The organism is Delftia sp. Cs1-4 (assembly GCF_000214395.1).
GTDB lineage: Bacteria > Pseudomonadota > Gammaproteobacteria > Burkholderiales > Burkholderiaceae_C > Comamonas > Comamonas acidovorans.
On the sequence record NC_015563.1, the window covers coordinates 5,024,611 to 5,040,119 of the forward strand.

Sequence of the window (15,509 nt, forward strand, 5' to 3'; positions counted from 1 at the left end):
CAATCTTCAATCCTGGCTCCACGGGGCCAGCGCCCCCTCGTCAAGCACCTTGACCTGTTCCTGCACCGCGTCGAGCTGGCCGCGGCAATAGCCGAGCAGCTGCGCCGCGCGCTGGTAGCCTGTCAGCATCTGCTCCAGAGGCAGCTGGCCCGACTCGATCTGCGCGATGAGCTGCTCCAGCTCCTGCAGCGCGGATTCGTAACTGGTGGGCTCGGCAAGAGCCTTGGGAGCAGCCTTGGGCATGGTGCGATGGCGGTGCGTTGTGGGGAACCGACGATTCTAGGCGCCCCTCCGTGACCGTGCCGCCAATAACCGGACAGCCCTTGACAGGCGGCATCCGGCGCGCGCAATACACGTACCGGGCATCCGGAAATAACCCCACGGGCTATAATCCCATTCCCCGTCAAACCGGCCCCTTGCCTGGGCATACGGTCGGGCTCATCGACAAGAGACAGCGCCTCGGGCGCCGCTTCTTTTCACGTCGTGAAGCCTGCCTCCATGTCCAGGAACGGCCGGTTTTGCTTTTTCCAATCCCGTGCGCACGCGCACCCTCCCTGTGGGGAGTCTTTAGGTCAGGTCACCCATGTCTGATTTAAGTCTTCAACTGCAGCAGGCCGCAAGCCAACTACCAGTTTCCAGTTACTTCGACCCTGCGTTGTTCCAGCGCGAGTTGGAGACCATCTTTCAACGCGGCCCGCGCTACGTGGGCCACCAACTGGCCGTTCCCGAGATAGGCGACTACTACGCCCTGCCCCAGGAAAAGGAAGGCCGCGCTCTGGTGCGCAATGCCAGGGGGCAGGTGGAGTTGATCTCCAACGTCTGCCGCCACCGCCAGGCCGTGATGCTCAAGGGCCGAGGCAATCTGATGACCGAAGGCAAGGGCCATGCGGGGGGCAACATCGTCTGCCCGCTGCACCGCTGGACCTACAGCACCAGCGGCGAGCTGCTGGGCGCACCGCACTTCAGCCACGATCCCTGCCTGAACCTGAACAACTACCGGCTGCGCGAGTGGAACGGCCTGCTGTTCGAGGACAACGGCCGCGACATCGAGTCCGACCTGGCCGGCATGAAGCTGCGCGAGCAGCTGAGCTTCGAGGGCTTCGTGCTCGACCATGTCGAGATGCACGAGTGCAACTACAACTGGAAGACCTTCATCGAGGTCTACCTCGAGGACTACCACGTGGGCCCCTTCCACCCGGGCCTGGGCAACTTCGTGACCTGCGACGACCTGCAGTGGGAGTTTGCCAAGGAGTACTCGGTGCAGACCGTGGGTGTGGCGCCCGGCTTTGCCCAGCCAGGCTCGGACACCTACAGGAAGTGGCACGACGTGCTGCTGGCCTACCGCAACGGCGAGCTGCCCGAACGCGGCGCGATCTGGCTGACCTACTACCCGCACATCATGGTGGAGTGGTATCCGCACGTGCTCACGGTCTCGACCCTGCACCCGCTGGCGGTGGACCGGACGCTGAACGTGGTCGAGTTCTACTACCCCGAAGAGATCGCGGCCTTCGAGCCCGAATTCGTGCAGGCGCAAAAGGCCGCCTACATGGAGACCTGCATCGAGGACGACGAGATCGGCGAGCGCATGGACGCCGGCCGCAGGGCACTGTACGAGCGCGGCGACAACGAGGTCGGCCCCTACCAGAGCCCCATGGAAGACGGCATGCAGCACTTCCATGAGTGGTATCGCGGCGTGATGGGTGACGCAGTCCCCGCACGCTGATCTGCTCCGGCTCTCCCGACGGCCCGCATTCGTGCGGGCCGTCTGCATTGGGCCGCTTGCAGCGGGCCGTCTGTATTAGGCGGCAGGCCAACTGCACAGCTCCTCTGAATGCAAGCGCCCTGATGTGCCCAATGGGCAGGGCTGGCGGCGGCAATGCATCCCGAGGCAAGTCCAATGTCTTGGCTTATGCAATACAGTTCCTTGCGCGTGTCCCTGCCACGGCCCTGGGCCGTACGCAGCCAGGCGGCATGTGCCAAAAACAAAACCCAACCCTTTTCTCGTCCAGCGCCGCGGTCCTTGTGCGGCTCTATCCGGTCATTTATATGCAAGCCCTGTGGATGGTGGCGGCCGCATTCGTTTTTGCGGTCATGAGTGTGTGTGTGAAGTTCGCCTCCCAGGATTTCAACGCGGCGGAAATCGTCTTCTACCGCGGGCTGGTCAGCATGGTGGCGCTGTGGTGGCTGGCGCGCCACCAGGGCATCTCGCTGGCCACGCGCTACCCGCGCGAGCATGCCTGGCGCAGCTTCGTGGGCGTGACGTCCATGGGCGCCTGGTTCTACTCCATCGGCCATCTGCCGCTGGCCACGGCCGCCACGTTCAACTCCATGAGCAGCATCTGGATGGCGGTCTTTCTGATCGGCCAGGGCCTGCTGCTGCGCCACCAGCTGCGCCGCCAGCCCGAATCGCATGCGCTGCGCGCGCTGCCGCCGTTTCCCTGGAGCCTGGTCGCCACCGTGGCCCTGGGCTTCGTGGGCGTGATCCTGGTGCTGCGCCCCAGCGCGGCGCCGCAGGAATTCGTGGCCAGCGCAGGCGGCCTGATCGGCGGGGTGTTCGCCGCCATGGCCTATATGCAGGTGGCCACGCTGTCGCGCATGGGCGAGCCCGAGGCGCGCGTGGTCTTCTACTTCGCACTGGGCTCGGCCGTGGCCGGTGCCCTGGCCATGTGCTTCACGGGCGTGTCCGCCTGGCCGGGCTGGCGCGCGCTGTGGCTGCTGCCCGTGGGCGTGCTGGCCGCCGTGGCCCAGGTCTGCATGACGGCGGCCTACGCCTCGGCCAGCAACAGCCGCAACACCCTGGTCGTGGCCAACCTGCAGTATTCGGGCATCGTCTTCGCGGCCCTGCTGAGCCTGGCGATGTTCGGTGAAAGCGTGCCGCTGATCGGCTGGGCCGGCATTGGCCTGATCGTGGCCAGCGGCGCCCTGGCCACGGCCCTGCGTTCGCGCGGCTGACGCCGCCGGCCCGCATGGGGCCGTCGCATAATGGATCGGATCTTTTTGCCGCAGGCGCACCACCGCCTGCACAGGCCTTCGGAGTTCCGCATCCATGACTTCCAACACCACCTACCAGACCCACCAGACCCTGATCTCCGTCCAGGAGCTGGCCGCGCTGCAGGCCAGCGGCCGTCCGCTGATGGTCTTCGACTGCAGCTTCGACCTGGCCCAGCCTGCGGCCGGCAAGGCCCAGTACCTGCAGGCCCATGTTCCAGGCGCCGTCTTTGCCGATCTGGACCATGACCTCAGCGCAAAACACGGCGTGCCCGGCGCCCATGGCAGCGTGGCGGCCAGCGAGCAGGCCGCCTCGGGCGGCCGCCACCCGCTGCCCAACCGCGAACGCTTTGCCGTGTGGCTGTCCAGCATCGGTTTTTCCAACGACATGCAGGCCGTGGTCTATGACCGCAACGGCGCCAACTACTGCGGGCGCCTGTGGTGGATGCTGCAATGGGCCGGCCATGGCGATGTGGCCGTGCTCGACGGAGGTCTCCAGGCCTGGCAGGCCGCAGGCCAGCCCGTGGCATCGGGCGAGGAAAGCGCGCGCTTCCAGTCCAACTTCGAGCTGCGCGAGCCGCTTCAGCAACTGGCAACGGCGCAGCAGGTGCTCGATGCACTGGGCAGCGCAGGCCAGACCGTGGTCGATGCACGCGCCCCGGCCCGCTACCGCGGGGAGGTCGAGCCGCTGGACCCTGTGGCCGGCCACATCCCCGGCGCGCTCAACCGGCCCTTCACCGAGAACATCGCTGCCGACGGCCGCTTCAAGCCTGCCGCCCTGCTGCGCGCGGAGTTCGACCAGCTGCTGGCAGGCCGCGATCCGGCCAGCGTGGTGCACCAGTGCGGCAGCGGCGTGAGCGCGCTGCCCAACCTGCTGGCCATGCGCATTGCGGGGCTGCCGCCTGCAAGGCTGTTCGCGGGCAGCTGGAGCGAGTGGTGCAGTGACCCGAAGAGGCCGGTGGAGCGCGGCTAATTCGGCTTATGCCTCCCCTTGGGGAGGCTGCACAATGACAGCACTGTGTCAAAAGGCCGACATGCAACAACACCACTGCAGCGGCCTGCTCCCAAGCCCCCAGACGGCGGGGCCCGAGCGAAATCGAGTCATCCAAACCTTGCTACAGGTGTAAGGTAAATCTTACAAACGCCGTCTCACAACCAGACATCCGGCGCAGACCTGCCCCGACTTCAACGGCGAAGGGCCCTCCTCCACAATCCATCTCAACAGATCGCAACAGGTTGAACATCTTGTTTCTACCCGGGCGTTGCGGCTGCCGAGATGCAAAGGATGGTCCTATGAACAATGAACAGCTGCTTGCCGAAATCCGCGAAGCCAACCTCACTTACCTGATGCTGGCCCAGACCCTGATCCGCCAGGACAAGGCCGAAGCGGTGTTCCGCCTGGGACTGAACGAAGAATCGTGCGACCTGCTGGCCGCACTGTCGGCAGCCCAGGTGCTGAAGCTGGCCTCGCGCAACACCTTGCTCGCCAGCTTCCGGGTGGACGACGAAATGGTCTGGAGCTTGCTGACCAACCACAGCAGCAACAAGATCGGCAACGGTGCGACCAACACGCTGCACGCCAACATCCTGATGGCCAGCCGCGTCTCCGAAGTCCTCTGATCCGCCTGAAGAACTCTGGAGCCCGCCATGTCCACCCCCGCCAAAAGTGTCCTGAACGAGTCCAAGCAGATCGAGCGCGCCGCCATGCTCATCGAGATGGGTGCACGCATGCAGGTGCTCGAATCCGAGACCACGCTGTCCTACGAGCGCCTGATCCGCCTGTACAAGGAGATCGCCGGCAAGTCGCCTTCCAAGGGCCAGCTGCCGTTCTCGACCGACTGGTTCCTGACCTGGCAGGAGAACATCCACAGTTCGCTGTTCCTGAATATCTACGAATACCTGTCCAAGGGCGCCGAGCTGGATGCCGTTGAACAACTGACCAAGGCCTACCGTCTCTATACCGAGCAGATCCAGGCCGCCGAGCTGGAAGCGCTGCTGTCCTTCACCCGCGCATGGCGCCTGGTGAAGTTCGTCGACGCGCAGATGCTGACCCGCACCCAGTGCACGGTGTGCAAGGGCCAGTTCGTGACCGAGCCCTACGAGAACGAGCGCCACTACCAGTGCGGCCTGTGCAATCCGCCCGCACGCGCCGGCAAGAGCAAGAGCGCCGGCTCGCTGATGCTGCACTGATGATCTGCACTGCGCATCGCACCCGCGATGCCGCCACAGGAATCCAGGAATCTAGACCGCCCCGCCGCCTGCCCTGGCGGCGCAGTCCCTGGCGAACTGCGGCAGTTTCTCGCCCGGCAGGGCGCGGCTGAAGTACCAGCCCTGCACCAGCAGATCGCCCTCGAAGCCCAGGGCCTGCAACTGCGCCTCGGTCTCCACGCCCTCGGCCACCACGTTCAGCTGCAGCGCCTCGCAAAAGCGCAGCAGGCCGTCCAGCACCAGCTCGCCCTTGGCATGGCCGCTGGCCACGACGAAGCTGCGATCGATCTTGATGGCATCCACATCGAACTGGTGCAGGTAGCTCATGGACGAGAAGCCGGTGCCGAAGTCATCGATGGACACCTTGGCGCCCAGCGCATGGATCTGCCCTATGGCGCGGCGGATCGCCTCCACGTCGCCCACCATTTCTTCCTCCGTGATCTCCACGCCGACCTGCCCCCTGGCCTGGGCCAGCAGCAGCATCAGGCGTGAGCAGTGCTCGGGCGAGGTCAACGTGGCACCCGACACATTGATGCTGATCGGCATGGCAAAGCCCTCCTGGCGCCAGTGCCGGCTCTGGCGCACGGCAGCGCCCGCCACCCACAGGTCCACCTCGCGCATCAGCCCCGCATCGGCCAGCCAGCGCAGGAAACTGCCGGGCTGCTGCAGGCGGCCCTGCGCGTCCCGCGCGCGCAGCAGGGCCTCGCAGCCCAGGCACAGGCCGCTGCGGTGCGAGACCTGGGGCTGGAATTCCAGGTGGAACTCGTACTCGCTGATGCGCCGGATATGCGCCAGCATGGTCTCGCGCCGGGCCTGCGCCTGGTGCGCCTGCACCAGCGGATCGCGCACGATCAGGCCGGCCTCTTCGGGCAGGCGCGAGAACGTGGTGTCCAGCGCGTGCAGCACGATGGCACCGTCGTCCTGGCCCAGCCGGTCGATGGCCCGCACGTAGGGCGCATAGATCAGTGCTCCCAGGGCCGTCAATGCCAGTTGCAGCACCACGGCCGCCATGTCCCCGCCCGTGCTCACATAGGCATTGAAGACCACGGGCGCAGTCAGCGGCAGCACCATGGAGGCCGGTGCCACCCAGCCGGCCTGCACCACCGTGACGGCCACGACCAGGTTGATGGCGGGTACCGCGAGAAACGGCACGAGCAGGCGCAGGTTCAGGATGATCGGCAGCCCGAACAGCAGGATCTCGTTGACGTTGAGCAAGGAGATGGGCAGCGCCGCCAGCGCCAGCACGCGCAGGCCCCGCCCCCGGCAAAACAGCAGCACGGCCAGCGCCAGCGACAGCGTTGCACCGGAGCCGCCGATGAAGACGAAGGAGCCCATCAGCCCGCCGCTGAGCGCCCAGGGCGCCTGCAGCCCCTGCGCCATCGCGGCGGCATTGGCCACCACCGCCTGGTCCAGCACCTGGAAGAAGGGCTGCATGGCGTAGTACCCCTGGACGCCGAAGAACCAGAGCACGGAATTGAGCAGTGCCAGCGTCAGCCCGCTGCGGTAGGGGTTCTCTGGGCCCGCGATGGCCAGCGGCAGTTCGGCCCGCGTGATATCCGGCAGCACCTGTTGCAGGCCCAGCAGCAGCAGCACGAGCAGCACGGCGACAAGGGCGCCGGGAACGACGAGGTTCATGACCTCGCGCACGTTCTCGCTCACGAAGCCGGTGCGCGCGATGCGCGTCCAGCGCAGCCGGCTCAGGCGCGCCATCAGGGGCACGGTGATCAGGGGGGAGGCGATGGAGATGAACAGCACCAGGGTGGCCGCCGCGCGCGGATGCTCGCTCAGCAGATAGATGGCCATCTGCACATGCGCGAAGCACAGAAAGGTCACCGGCAGGCGCGGCAGCCGGTGGCGTATGGAGAGCATGTAGCCGATGGACGCGGCCACCAGCAGCGGCAGGATGCTGCCGATCTCCGCGTGCAGGCCCGCAAGCACCCGCACCACGGGTTCGGGCTGGCCGGACATCTGCGCCAGCGCCGACAGGATGAGGAACAGGGCCGAGACCAGCAGACAGGGAACCAGCCAGAGCAGGCCCTCGCGTATGGCCCGCATGGAGTTGGCGCCGGCCAGCCTGGCCAGGCGCTGTGTCAGGAACAGTTGCACGTCCGGAAAGCCGGCCCGTGACCTCTTGTTGCCCATGGCTCCCACCCTTTTCTTCCCGGCAGAAGTCAGGCGCTCCTGTCCAGAGCACATCGTACAACGCCGGCCGCAAAGGGCTGTTGCGGCCTGCAGAGAGCAGGATCAGCCCGTGTTGCGCACCCCGGCCGCGATGCCATTGATGGACAGGTGGATGCCGGTCTTGATGCGCTCATCGGTCTGGCCTGCGCGCCAGCGGCGCACCAGCTCCACCTGCAGATGGTGCAGCGGATCGATGTAGGGGAAGCGATGGCGTATGGAGCGCGCCAGCGCTTCGTTGTGGGCCAGGCGCTGCTTGTCGCCCGTGATGCGCGCCAGCGCATCGACGGTGCTGTGCCACTCGGCCTCGATGGCGCTGAAGATGCGCCGGCGCAGGCGCGCGTCCGGCACCAGGTCGGCATAGCGCGAGGCCAGGTTCAGGTCGCTCTTGGCCAGCACCATGTCCATGTTGGACAGCAGGGTACGGAAGAACGGCCACTGGCGGTACATCTTCTGCAGCAGGGCCAGCTGGGCCTTGCCATCCTTGCCCGGCTGGTCGATGAAGGCCTTGACCGCGGCGCCAAAGCCGTACCAGCCCGGCAGCGTGAGCCGGCACTGGCCCCAGCTGAAGCCCCAGGGAATGGCGCGCAGGTCCTCGATCTTCTGCGAGGGCTTGCGCGAGGCCGGGCGCGAGCCGATGTTCAGCTCGGCAATCTCGCGGATGGGCGTGCTGCTGAAGAAGTAGCTGGTGAAGCCGGGGGTCTCGTACACCAGGGCGCGGTAGGCGCCCATGCTGGCGTCGGACAGGAAGGCCGCCGCATCCAGGAAGGCGCGCGTGGCCGGCTTGGTCGGCTGCAGCAGCGTGGCCTCCAGCGTGGCGGCCACCAGGGTCTCCAGATTGCGCCGGCCGATCTCGGGGTTGGCGTACTTGGAGGCGATGACCTCGCCCTGCTCGGTCAGCCGGATCTGGCCGCGCACCGTGCCCGGGGGCTGGGCCAGGATGGCCTGGTAGCTGGGGCCACCGCCCCGGCCCACCGTGCCGCCGCGGCCATGGAACATGCGCAGGCTGATGCCATGGCTGTCGGCCAGCTCGTCGAACAGCTCGACCAGCGAGATCTCCGCGCGGTACAGCTCCCAGTTGCTGGTGAAGATGCCGCCGTCCTTGTTGCTGTCGCTGTAGCCCAGCATGATGTCCTGCTCGCCGCCGCTGCGCTGCACCATGGCCGCCACGCCGGGCAGCTGGAAGTAGCGGCGCATGATGGGCGAGGCGCTGCGCAGGTCGCCAATGGTCTCGAACAGCGGCACGACGATCACATCGCAGATGGCGCCGTCGTCCAGCGTGCCGCGCAGCAGCCCGGCCTCCTTTTGCAGCAGCAGCACTTCCAGCAGGTCGCTGACCGATTCGGTGTGGCTGATGATGCAGTGGCGTATGGCCTCGGCGCCCAGGGCCGCGCGCAGGCGGCGCGCGGTCTCGAAGATGGCCAGTTCGCCGCGCGCATGCTCGGAATAGTCGGCGCCCACCACGCGCAGCGGCCGCGCCTCTTCCAGCAGGCGCACCAGCAAGGCGCACTTGGCGTCTTCCTGCAGGCCCGAGTAGTCGGGCTCCAGGCGCGCGGCAGCCAGCAGCTCGGCCACCACTTCCTCATGCTTGTCCGAGCTTTGGCGCAGGTCCACCGTGGCCAGGTGGAAGCCGAAGACCTGCACGGCGCGCATCAGCGGGCGCAGGCGCTGGGGCGCCAGCACCTCGCCGTGGTTGCGACTCAGGGAATCATCGATGACGCGCAGGTCGGCCAGGAATTCCTCGGGCGAGGCATAGGCGTTCTGCGGCGCCACGGCATGGCGCGCAGCCTCGCCGCCCGTCAGGCCCTTGAGCGTGGCGGCCAGGCGCGCGTAGATGCCGGTGAGCGCGCGGCGGTAGGGCTCGTCGGAGCGGTGCTCGTTGGTGTCGGGCGAGCGCTCTGCAAGCGCCTGCATCTCGGTGGACACATCGGTCAGGCGCTGGGACAGCGACAGCTCGCCGCCCAGGTAGTGCACCTCGCGCAGATAGTGGCGCAGCGCCACGTCGGCCTGGCGCGATAGCGCCAGCTCCAGGCTCTGGGCCGTGACATTGGGGTTGCCGTCACGGTCACCGCCGATCCAGTGGCCCATGCGCAGGAAGCTGTGCACGGGCAGGGTGTTGCCCAGCTCCTGCTCCAGTTGCGCGTAGAGCTTGGGTATCTCGCGCAGGAAGGTGGCTTCGTAGTAGGACAGCGCGTTTTCGATCTCGTCGGCCACGGTGAGCTTGGAGTAGCGCAGCAGGCGCGTCTGCCACAGCTGGCTGACGCGGGCGCGCAGCTGGGCCTCGTTGCGCTCCAGCTCCCGCGGGGTGAGCGCGTCCTTGGCGCTGTTGTACAGCTGGGCGCGGGCCACGATGTCCTCGCGTGCGGCCAGCAGTTGGGAGATGTCGCGCTCGGCCACCAGAATGCTCTGGCGCTGCACTTCCGTGGGGTGGGCCGTGAGCACGGGTGCCACATAGCTCTTGGCCAGCGTCTGCGCCACGGTGCCGGCCGAGATGCCGGCCCAGCGCAGGCGCGCCAGCGCCACTTCGATGCTGCCCTCCTGCGTATTGCCCGCGCGCTCGTGCACGGCGCGGCGGCGGATGTGGTGGCGATCCTCGGCGAGGTTGGCCAGATGGCTGAAATAGGTGAAGGCGCGAATCACGCTCACCGTCTGGTCCGTCGTCAGGCCCTTGAGCAGGCGCTTGAGCGCGCGGTCGGCGGTCTCGTCGGCATCGCGGCGGAAGGTCACCGACAGCTGGCGCACCTGCTCGATCAGCTCGAAGGCCGCCACGCCTTCCTGCTCGCGGATCACATCGCCCAGAATGCGCCCCAGCAGGCGTATGTCCTCGATCAGCGGCAGGTCCTTGTCCGTCTTGCGGACAGGCTTGTCATCACGCCTGTCATCTCGCGCATTGCTCTTGCGGGGGGCGGTGGCCATCAACGAATCTCCTGGAATCGGTCAGCGTATCGGTTTGCTTGGGCTTCGGTCCTGGTGCCGGGTTTACTGCGGCGCAGCATGCTAGCATCCCGCGCTCCCCCCGAGGCACCTGATGAACACCAAACCACTTCTCCCCCACTCCATCGTGATCGCCACGCGCGAGAGCCAGCTGGCACTGTGGCAGGCCGAGCATGTCCAGGCGCTGCTGCGCGCCCGGGGGCATGAAGTGGAATTGCTGGGCATGACCACCAAGGGCGACCAGATCCTGGACCGCACGCTGTCCAAGGTGGGCGGCAAGGGCCTGTTCGTCAAGGAGCTGGAAGTGGCGCTGGAAGAAGGACGCGCCCACATCGCCGTGCACTCGCTCAAGGACGTGCCCATGGAGCTGCCCGAAGGCTTTGTGCTGGCCTGCGTGATGGAGCGCGAAGACCCGCGCGACGCCTTTGTCTCCAATCGCTACGCCACGCTGGCCGAGCTGCCGCAGGGCGCCGTCGTCGGGACATCGAGCCTGCGCCGCCAGGCACTGCTGCAGGCCCTGCGCCCGGACCTGAAGATAGAGCCGCTGCGCGGCAACGTGAACACCCGCCTGCGCAAGCTGGACGAAGGCCACTACGACGCCATCGTGCTGGCCGCCGCAGGCCTGATGCGCCTGGGCCTGGCCGACCGCATCCGCGCCAGGTTCGAGCCCACCGGCATGCTGCCGGCCGCAGGCCAGGGCGCGCTGGGCATCGAGGTGCGCGCCGACCGCCAGGACCTGATCGACGCGCTGGCCCCGCTGGCCCACCAGACCACCTGGCTGACCGTGACCGCCGAGCGCGCCGTCAGCCGCTGCATGGGCGGCAGCTGCTCCATGCCGCTGGCGGCGCACGGCACATTCGACGGCCAGCAACTGCGCCTGGACGCAGCCTGGGGAGACCCGGAAGGCCGGCTGCCGCTGGTGCAGGTGCACGCCGACGCCACCGTCACCGACTTCGCCAGCGCCGACGCGCTGGGCCAGCACGTGGCTGCGCTGCTGCAGGCGGCGGGCGCCCAACCGGCCCCCAAGCTCTAGACGGCACGCCCACATGCCACCGCGCATACTCGTCACCCGCCCGGCCCATGACGCAGCCGCGTGGGTGGATGCGCTGCAGGCCCGTGGCCTGCCTGCCCAGCCGCTGGCGCTGATGGCCATAGGCCCCTGCCGCGATGCGGCCACGCAACAGGCCTTGCAGGCCGCCCGCAACGCGCTGCGCGAAGGCCGGGGCTACCGCGCCGTGATGTTCGTCAGCGGCAATGCCGTCCAGCATTTCTTCGGCACCGACCCGGCACGGCTTCCGGCCTCCACCCGCGCCTGGACGCCCGGCCCCGGCACCGCCCAGGCGCTGCTGGCCCTGGGCATTGCGCCAGCACAGATCGACGGCCCGCCACCGGACGCCGCCCAGTTCGAATCCGAGACGCTATGGCAGCGCGTGCATGACCAGATCCATGCGGGCGACCGCGTGCTCATCGTGCGCGGCGACAGCCAGGCAGGAGCGCCCAGGACCGTGCCGGCCACGGCAGGCGCCGGCCGCGATTGGCTGGCCGCCCGACTGCGCGAGGCAGGTGCCCAGGTCGAAATGCTGGCCGTCTACCAGCGCGAACTGCCTGCCTGGGATGCAGCCCAGACGGCACTGGCACGCCAGGCGGCCGAAGATGGCTCGCTCTGGCTGCTCAGCAGCGCCGAATCCGTTGCCAACCTGCAACAGCTCCTGCCGGGCCAATCGTGGCAAAAGGCGCGAGCGCTTGCTACGCACGAGCGAATCGCCGCCCAGGCCAAACAACTGGGATTCGGATATGTCAAGCAATGTCGGCCGGCTCTGGAGGACGTGGTTGCGTCGATAGAATCGACGCCATGAGTTCCGACGCAGCGCAAGACCGCCCCACCCCGCAGGACCTGACGCCCCCAGCCTCCGCCGCAGCATTCGCTGCCGGCTCCGCCCAAAGCAGCCCCGCTGCAGACCTGCGCAGCGGCTCCTCTGCCCTGGTCCTGGGCGTGGGCGCAGTGGCCGTGGCGGCGCTCATTGCCTGCGGCATGCTCTGGCAGCGCCTGGGCAATATCCAGGAACAGTTGGCCCGCCAGTCCGCGCAGTCCGGCTCCCAGTCGGTCGAGGCCCGCACCCTGGCGCGCGACGCCCAGGACCTGGCCCGCGACAGCGCTGCGCGCACCTCGGTCATGGAAGCGCGCATTGCCGAGCTGTCGCTGCAGCGCACGCAACTCGACGAACTCCTGCAAAGCATGTCGCGCTCGCGCGACGAGAACCTGGTGGTGGACATAGATTCCTCCATCCGCCTGGCCCAGCAGCAGGCCGAGCTGTCCGGCAGCCTGCAGCCGCTGGTGGCCACGCTCAAGAACGCCCGCCAGCGCATAGAGCGCGCCGCCCAGCCCCGGCTGGCCCCGGTCATGCGGGCGCTGGACCGCGACCTGGAGCGGCTGGCCCGCATGAGCGTGACTGACACGGCCGGCCTGCTCACCCGCATCGAGGACCTGGTGCGCCTGGTCGACGAGATGCCCCTGCTCAACGCCGTGGCCCAGCCACGCGCCAGCCGCCATCGCGGCGTGGCCGGCCAGGCGGCCCGCCAGCCCGAGCCCGCCCCCATCGAGGGCAGCCCCGCCGAGTGGAGCTGGTGGCAGTCCTGGGGCGAGCGCGGCTGGACGGCCGTGCGCGAAGAGGCCCAGGACCTGCTGCGCGTCAGCCGCATCGACCACCCGGACGCCATCTTGCTGGCTCCCGAGCAGGCCTATTTCCTGCGCGAGAACCTCAAGCTCAAGCTGCTGAACTCGCGCCTGGCCCTGCTGTCGCGCCAGTGGGATGCGGCGCGTGCCGACCTGGCCGCCTCGGGCATGGCCGTGAACAAATACTTCGATCCTGCCGCGCGCCGCACCCAGATCGTGCAGGCCCAGCTGCAGCAGATCCAGGCCAATCTGCGCACCACCGAACAGCCGGCGCTGCAGGAAACCCTGGCGGCGCTGGCAACAGCCGCCGCAGGCCGCTGAGCAGCCGGGAGACAGACGAATGCGCGCTGCACTGTGGTTGATCGGTTTGTTCGGCATGGCCGTTGCGGCCGCCTTGTTCGCGGGCTCCAACCAGGGCACGGTGACCCTGTTCTGGGCGCCCTACCGGCTGGACCTGTCCCTGAACCTGGCCATTGCCATCATCGTGCTGGCCTTCGTGCTGCTGTATGCCGCGCTGCGCGCCCTGGCCGCGCTGCTGCAGATGCCGCACCAGGCGCGGCGCTGGCGCAGCCAGCAAAAAGAGCGCGCCATGCACCACAGCCTGCTGGAAGCCCTGTCGCACCAGCAGGCCGGCCGCTTCCTGCGCGCACGCAAGTCGGCACTGGCCGCCCTGGCGATGGAGGAGTCCCTGGCCGAGGCCCATGCCGCCGTGCCACACGGCACGCGGCTGCGTGCAGCCGCCCACATGGTGGCCGCCGATGCCTCCCACGCCCTGCAGGACAGCCCGCAGCGCGACCACCACTGGCGCGAAGTCCTGGCCAATGCACCGGCCCAGGGCAATGCCCAGGAGCAGGAAATGCGCGAAGGCGCCCAGATGCGCGCCGCGCGCTGGGCCCTGGACGACCGCGACGCAGCTGACGCGCTGCGCCGCCTGGCCGAACTGCCCCAGGGCGCGGCACGCCGAACGATCGCGCTGCGCATCCGCCTGAAGGCCTCGCGCCTGGCCGGCCAGACATCGACGGCGCTGGACACGGCCCGCCTGCTGGCCAAGCACCGCGCCTTCTCGCCAGCGGCCGCCGCCAGCGTGGTGCGCGGCCTGGTGCTGGAGAGCATCAACGAGGCACGCGACACCACGCAGCTGCAGCACTTCTGGCTGTCGCTGGACGGTGAGGAACGTGCCATGCCCGAGATCGCGCTGCCGGCCGCATCGCGCCTCATGGCCCTGGGCGGCGAGGCCGCGCAGGCCCGCGCCTGGCTGCTGCCCGTGTGGGAACGCCTGCTGTCCCATGCCGGCCCGCGCAGCGAATCGCATCTGCCGCGCCTGGTCCAGGTGCTGGAGCCCTGCCTGGACGGCCTGGACGGCACCTGGCTGGCGCGCATCGAGGCGGCCACCAACAGCCATCCGCGCGAACCCCGCCTGCAATACCTGGCCGGCATGGCCTGCGTGCAGCGCCAGCTCTGGGGCAAGGCCCAGCAACTGCTGCTGCGCGCTGCGCCCCATCTGCAGGAAAGCGCACTGCGCACCCGTGCCTGGCAGCGCCTGGCCCTGATGGCCGAGCACCGGGGCGATGCCGACGCAGCCGCCGCCGCATGGAAGCAGGCGGCGCAGGCCGTGGTCATGCTGCCCGCCGATCCCGCCCGGCCCTGAACTCCCGCAGCCCGCGCGTAGTGCGGGTGCTGCGGGTACTGCGGGTACCACCGGTGGTGCGGCCTTCATCTTTTTTGAATTGAGCCGTCAATACCGCTGAACTCTTTTGGATTTGCCGCTTCCTACACTGCACGTTGTCCGCAGTGCACGAAGTTCTCGCAGAGCGCACCGCACCCTTTTTGCCATCCAGGGCCCCTTCACAGGGGCCCTGAACGGTTCCAAAGCCTGCCGCCATCCATGACAGAGTCCTCAGCCCGCGCCAACGCGCCAGCAAAATCCTCCTCCAGAGCCACGCGCTATACCGGCGTGGCCATGGCCGCCCACTGGGTGCTGGCACTGGGCCTGATCGCCGCCCTGGGCCTGGGCTGGTACATGACCGGCCTGCCGTTCTCCCCCTCGCGCCTGAAGCTGTACAACTGGCACAAGTGGCTGGGCGTCACGCTTTTGACGCTGAGCCTGCTGCGCCTGCTCTGGCGCGTCACCCACCGTCCGCCCGAGCTGCCGCCCGCCGTGGCCCGCGCCATGCCGCAATGGCAGCACTGGGCCCACAACGGCACCCACCACGCCATGTACCTGCTGTTCTTCGCCGTGCCCCTGCTGGGCTGGGCCTACAGCTCGGCGGCCGGCTTTCCCATCGTCTTCCTCGGCATGCTGCCCCTGCCTGACTTCGTGAGCGCCAACCCCGAACTGGCGGAAACCCTCAAGCCCCTGCACGGCTGGGCGGCCTGGGCCCTGGTCGTGCTGATTGCCATGCATGTGGGCGCCGCCCTCAAGCACCAGTTCATCGACCGCGACGGACTGATCTCCCGCATGCTGCCGGGCCGCGCCTGAACCTTTCGCCAACCTCTCGCCAGCCAGGGCCGGTGTCCATCCGGCCCC

The 15,509-nt window shown here is 68.3% G+C and carries 13 protein-coding genes; 10 read left to right on the top strand and 3 right to left on the bottom strand.

The window, feature by feature from the left end; genetic code table 11:
- Window positions 1-6: 6 nt before the first annotated feature.
- The gene (gene xseB, locus DELCS14_RS21975) at window positions 7-243 is read right to left on the bottom strand and encodes an exodeoxyribonuclease VII small subunit (protein WP_013803623.1); all 237 of its coding nucleotides are present in this window, start codon (window positions 241-243) and stop codon (window positions 7-9) included.
- Window positions 244-583: 340 nt separating this feature from the next.
- Between xseB and DELCS14_RS21980 the strand changes: the two genes are divergently transcribed.
- The 5 genes from DELCS14_RS21980 (at window position 584) to flhC (ending at window position 5,178) form a co-directional block, all read left to right on the top strand.
- A complete protein-coding gene (locus DELCS14_RS21980; protein WP_012204162.1) occupies window positions 584-1,723 on the top strand; it encodes an aromatic ring-hydroxylating dioxygenase subunit alpha in 1,140 nt (379 codons plus the stop codon).
- 323 nt (window positions 1,724-2,046) lie between these two features.
- On the top strand, window positions 2,047-2,952 hold the full coding sequence (locus DELCS14_RS21985) for a DMT family transporter (RefSeq protein WP_034391274.1): 906 nt from the start codon (window positions 2,047-2,049) through the stop codon (window positions 2,950-2,952).
- 94 nt (window positions 2,953-3,046) lie between these two features.
- Window positions 3,047-3,961 carry a sulfurtransferase gene (locus tag DELCS14_RS21990; RefSeq protein WP_013803625.1) on the top strand — a complete coding sequence of 305 codons (915 nt, stop codon included), beginning with the start codon at window positions 3,047-3,049 and terminating at the stop codon, window positions 3,959-3,961.
- A 320-nt stretch (window positions 3,962-4,281) separates the two neighbouring features.
- Window positions 4,282-4,608 carry a flagellar transcriptional regulator FlhD gene (gene flhD / locus DELCS14_RS21995; protein WP_012204159.1) on the top strand — a complete coding sequence of 109 codons (327 nt, stop codon included), beginning with the start codon at window positions 4,282-4,284 and terminating at the stop codon, window positions 4,606-4,608.
- A gap of 27 nt (window positions 4,609-4,635) precedes the next feature.
- Window positions 4,636-5,178 (top strand): flagellar transcriptional regulator FlhC, encoded by a 543-nt coding sequence (gene flhC / locus DELCS14_RS22000; RefSeq protein ID WP_012204158.1) that lies wholly within the window; start codon window positions 4,636-4,638, stop codon window positions 5,176-5,178.
- A 51-nt stretch (window positions 5,179-5,229) separates the two neighbouring features.
- Here flhC and DELCS14_RS22005 read toward each other — a convergent pair whose 3' ends face one another.
- Window positions 5,230-7,338 carry an EAL domain-containing protein gene (locus DELCS14_RS22005; RefSeq protein ID WP_013803626.1) on the bottom strand — a complete coding sequence of 703 codons (2,109 nt, stop codon included), beginning with the start codon at window positions 7,336-7,338 and terminating at the stop codon, window positions 5,230-5,232.
- Window positions 7,339-7,440: 102 nt separating this feature from the next.
- Window positions 7,441-10,290, bottom strand: a complete 2,850-nt coding sequence (gene ppc, locus DELCS14_RS22010; protein WP_013803627.1) for a phosphoenolpyruvate carboxylase — start codon at window positions 10,288-10,290, stop codon at window positions 7,441-7,443.
- A 112-nt stretch (window positions 10,291-10,402) separates the two neighbouring features.
- Between ppc and hemC the strand changes: the two genes are divergently transcribed.
- The 5 genes from hemC to DELCS14_RS22035 all read left to right on the top strand — a co-directional run bounded on the left by hemC (window position 10,403) and on the right by DELCS14_RS22035 (window position 15,461).
- Window positions 10,403-11,341 (top strand): hydroxymethylbilane synthase, encoded by a 939-nt coding sequence (hemC, locus tag DELCS14_RS22015; protein ID WP_013803628.1) that lies wholly within the window; start codon window positions 10,403-10,405, stop codon window positions 11,339-11,341.
- Window positions 11,342-11,354: 13 nt separating this feature from the next.
- Window positions 11,355-12,164, top strand: a complete 810-nt coding sequence (locus DELCS14_RS22020) for a uroporphyrinogen-III synthase (protein ID WP_013803629.1) — start codon at window positions 11,355-11,357, stop codon at window positions 12,162-12,164.
- Window positions 12,161-13,303, top strand: a complete 1,143-nt coding sequence (locus tag DELCS14_RS22025; RefSeq protein ID WP_013803630.1) for a uroporphyrinogen-III C-methyltransferase — start codon at window positions 12,161-12,163, stop codon at window positions 13,301-13,303. The genes DELCS14_RS22020 and DELCS14_RS22025 overlap by 4 nt, the downstream gene beginning before the upstream one ends.
- A gap of 19 nt (window positions 13,304-13,322) precedes the next feature.
- Window positions 13,323-14,630: a heme biosynthesis HemY N-terminal domain-containing protein gene (locus DELCS14_RS22030; RefSeq protein WP_012204152.1), complete on the top strand. Its 1,308-nt coding sequence runs from the start codon at window positions 13,323-13,325 to the stop codon at window positions 14,628-14,630.
- Between the two features lie 237 nt (window positions 14,631-14,867).
- The gene (locus DELCS14_RS22035) at window positions 14,868-15,461 is read left to right on the top strand and encodes a cytochrome b (RefSeq protein WP_013803631.1); all 594 of its coding nucleotides are present in this window, start codon (window positions 14,868-14,870) and stop codon (window positions 15,459-15,461) included.
- Window positions 15,462-15,509 lie beyond the last annotated feature (48 nt).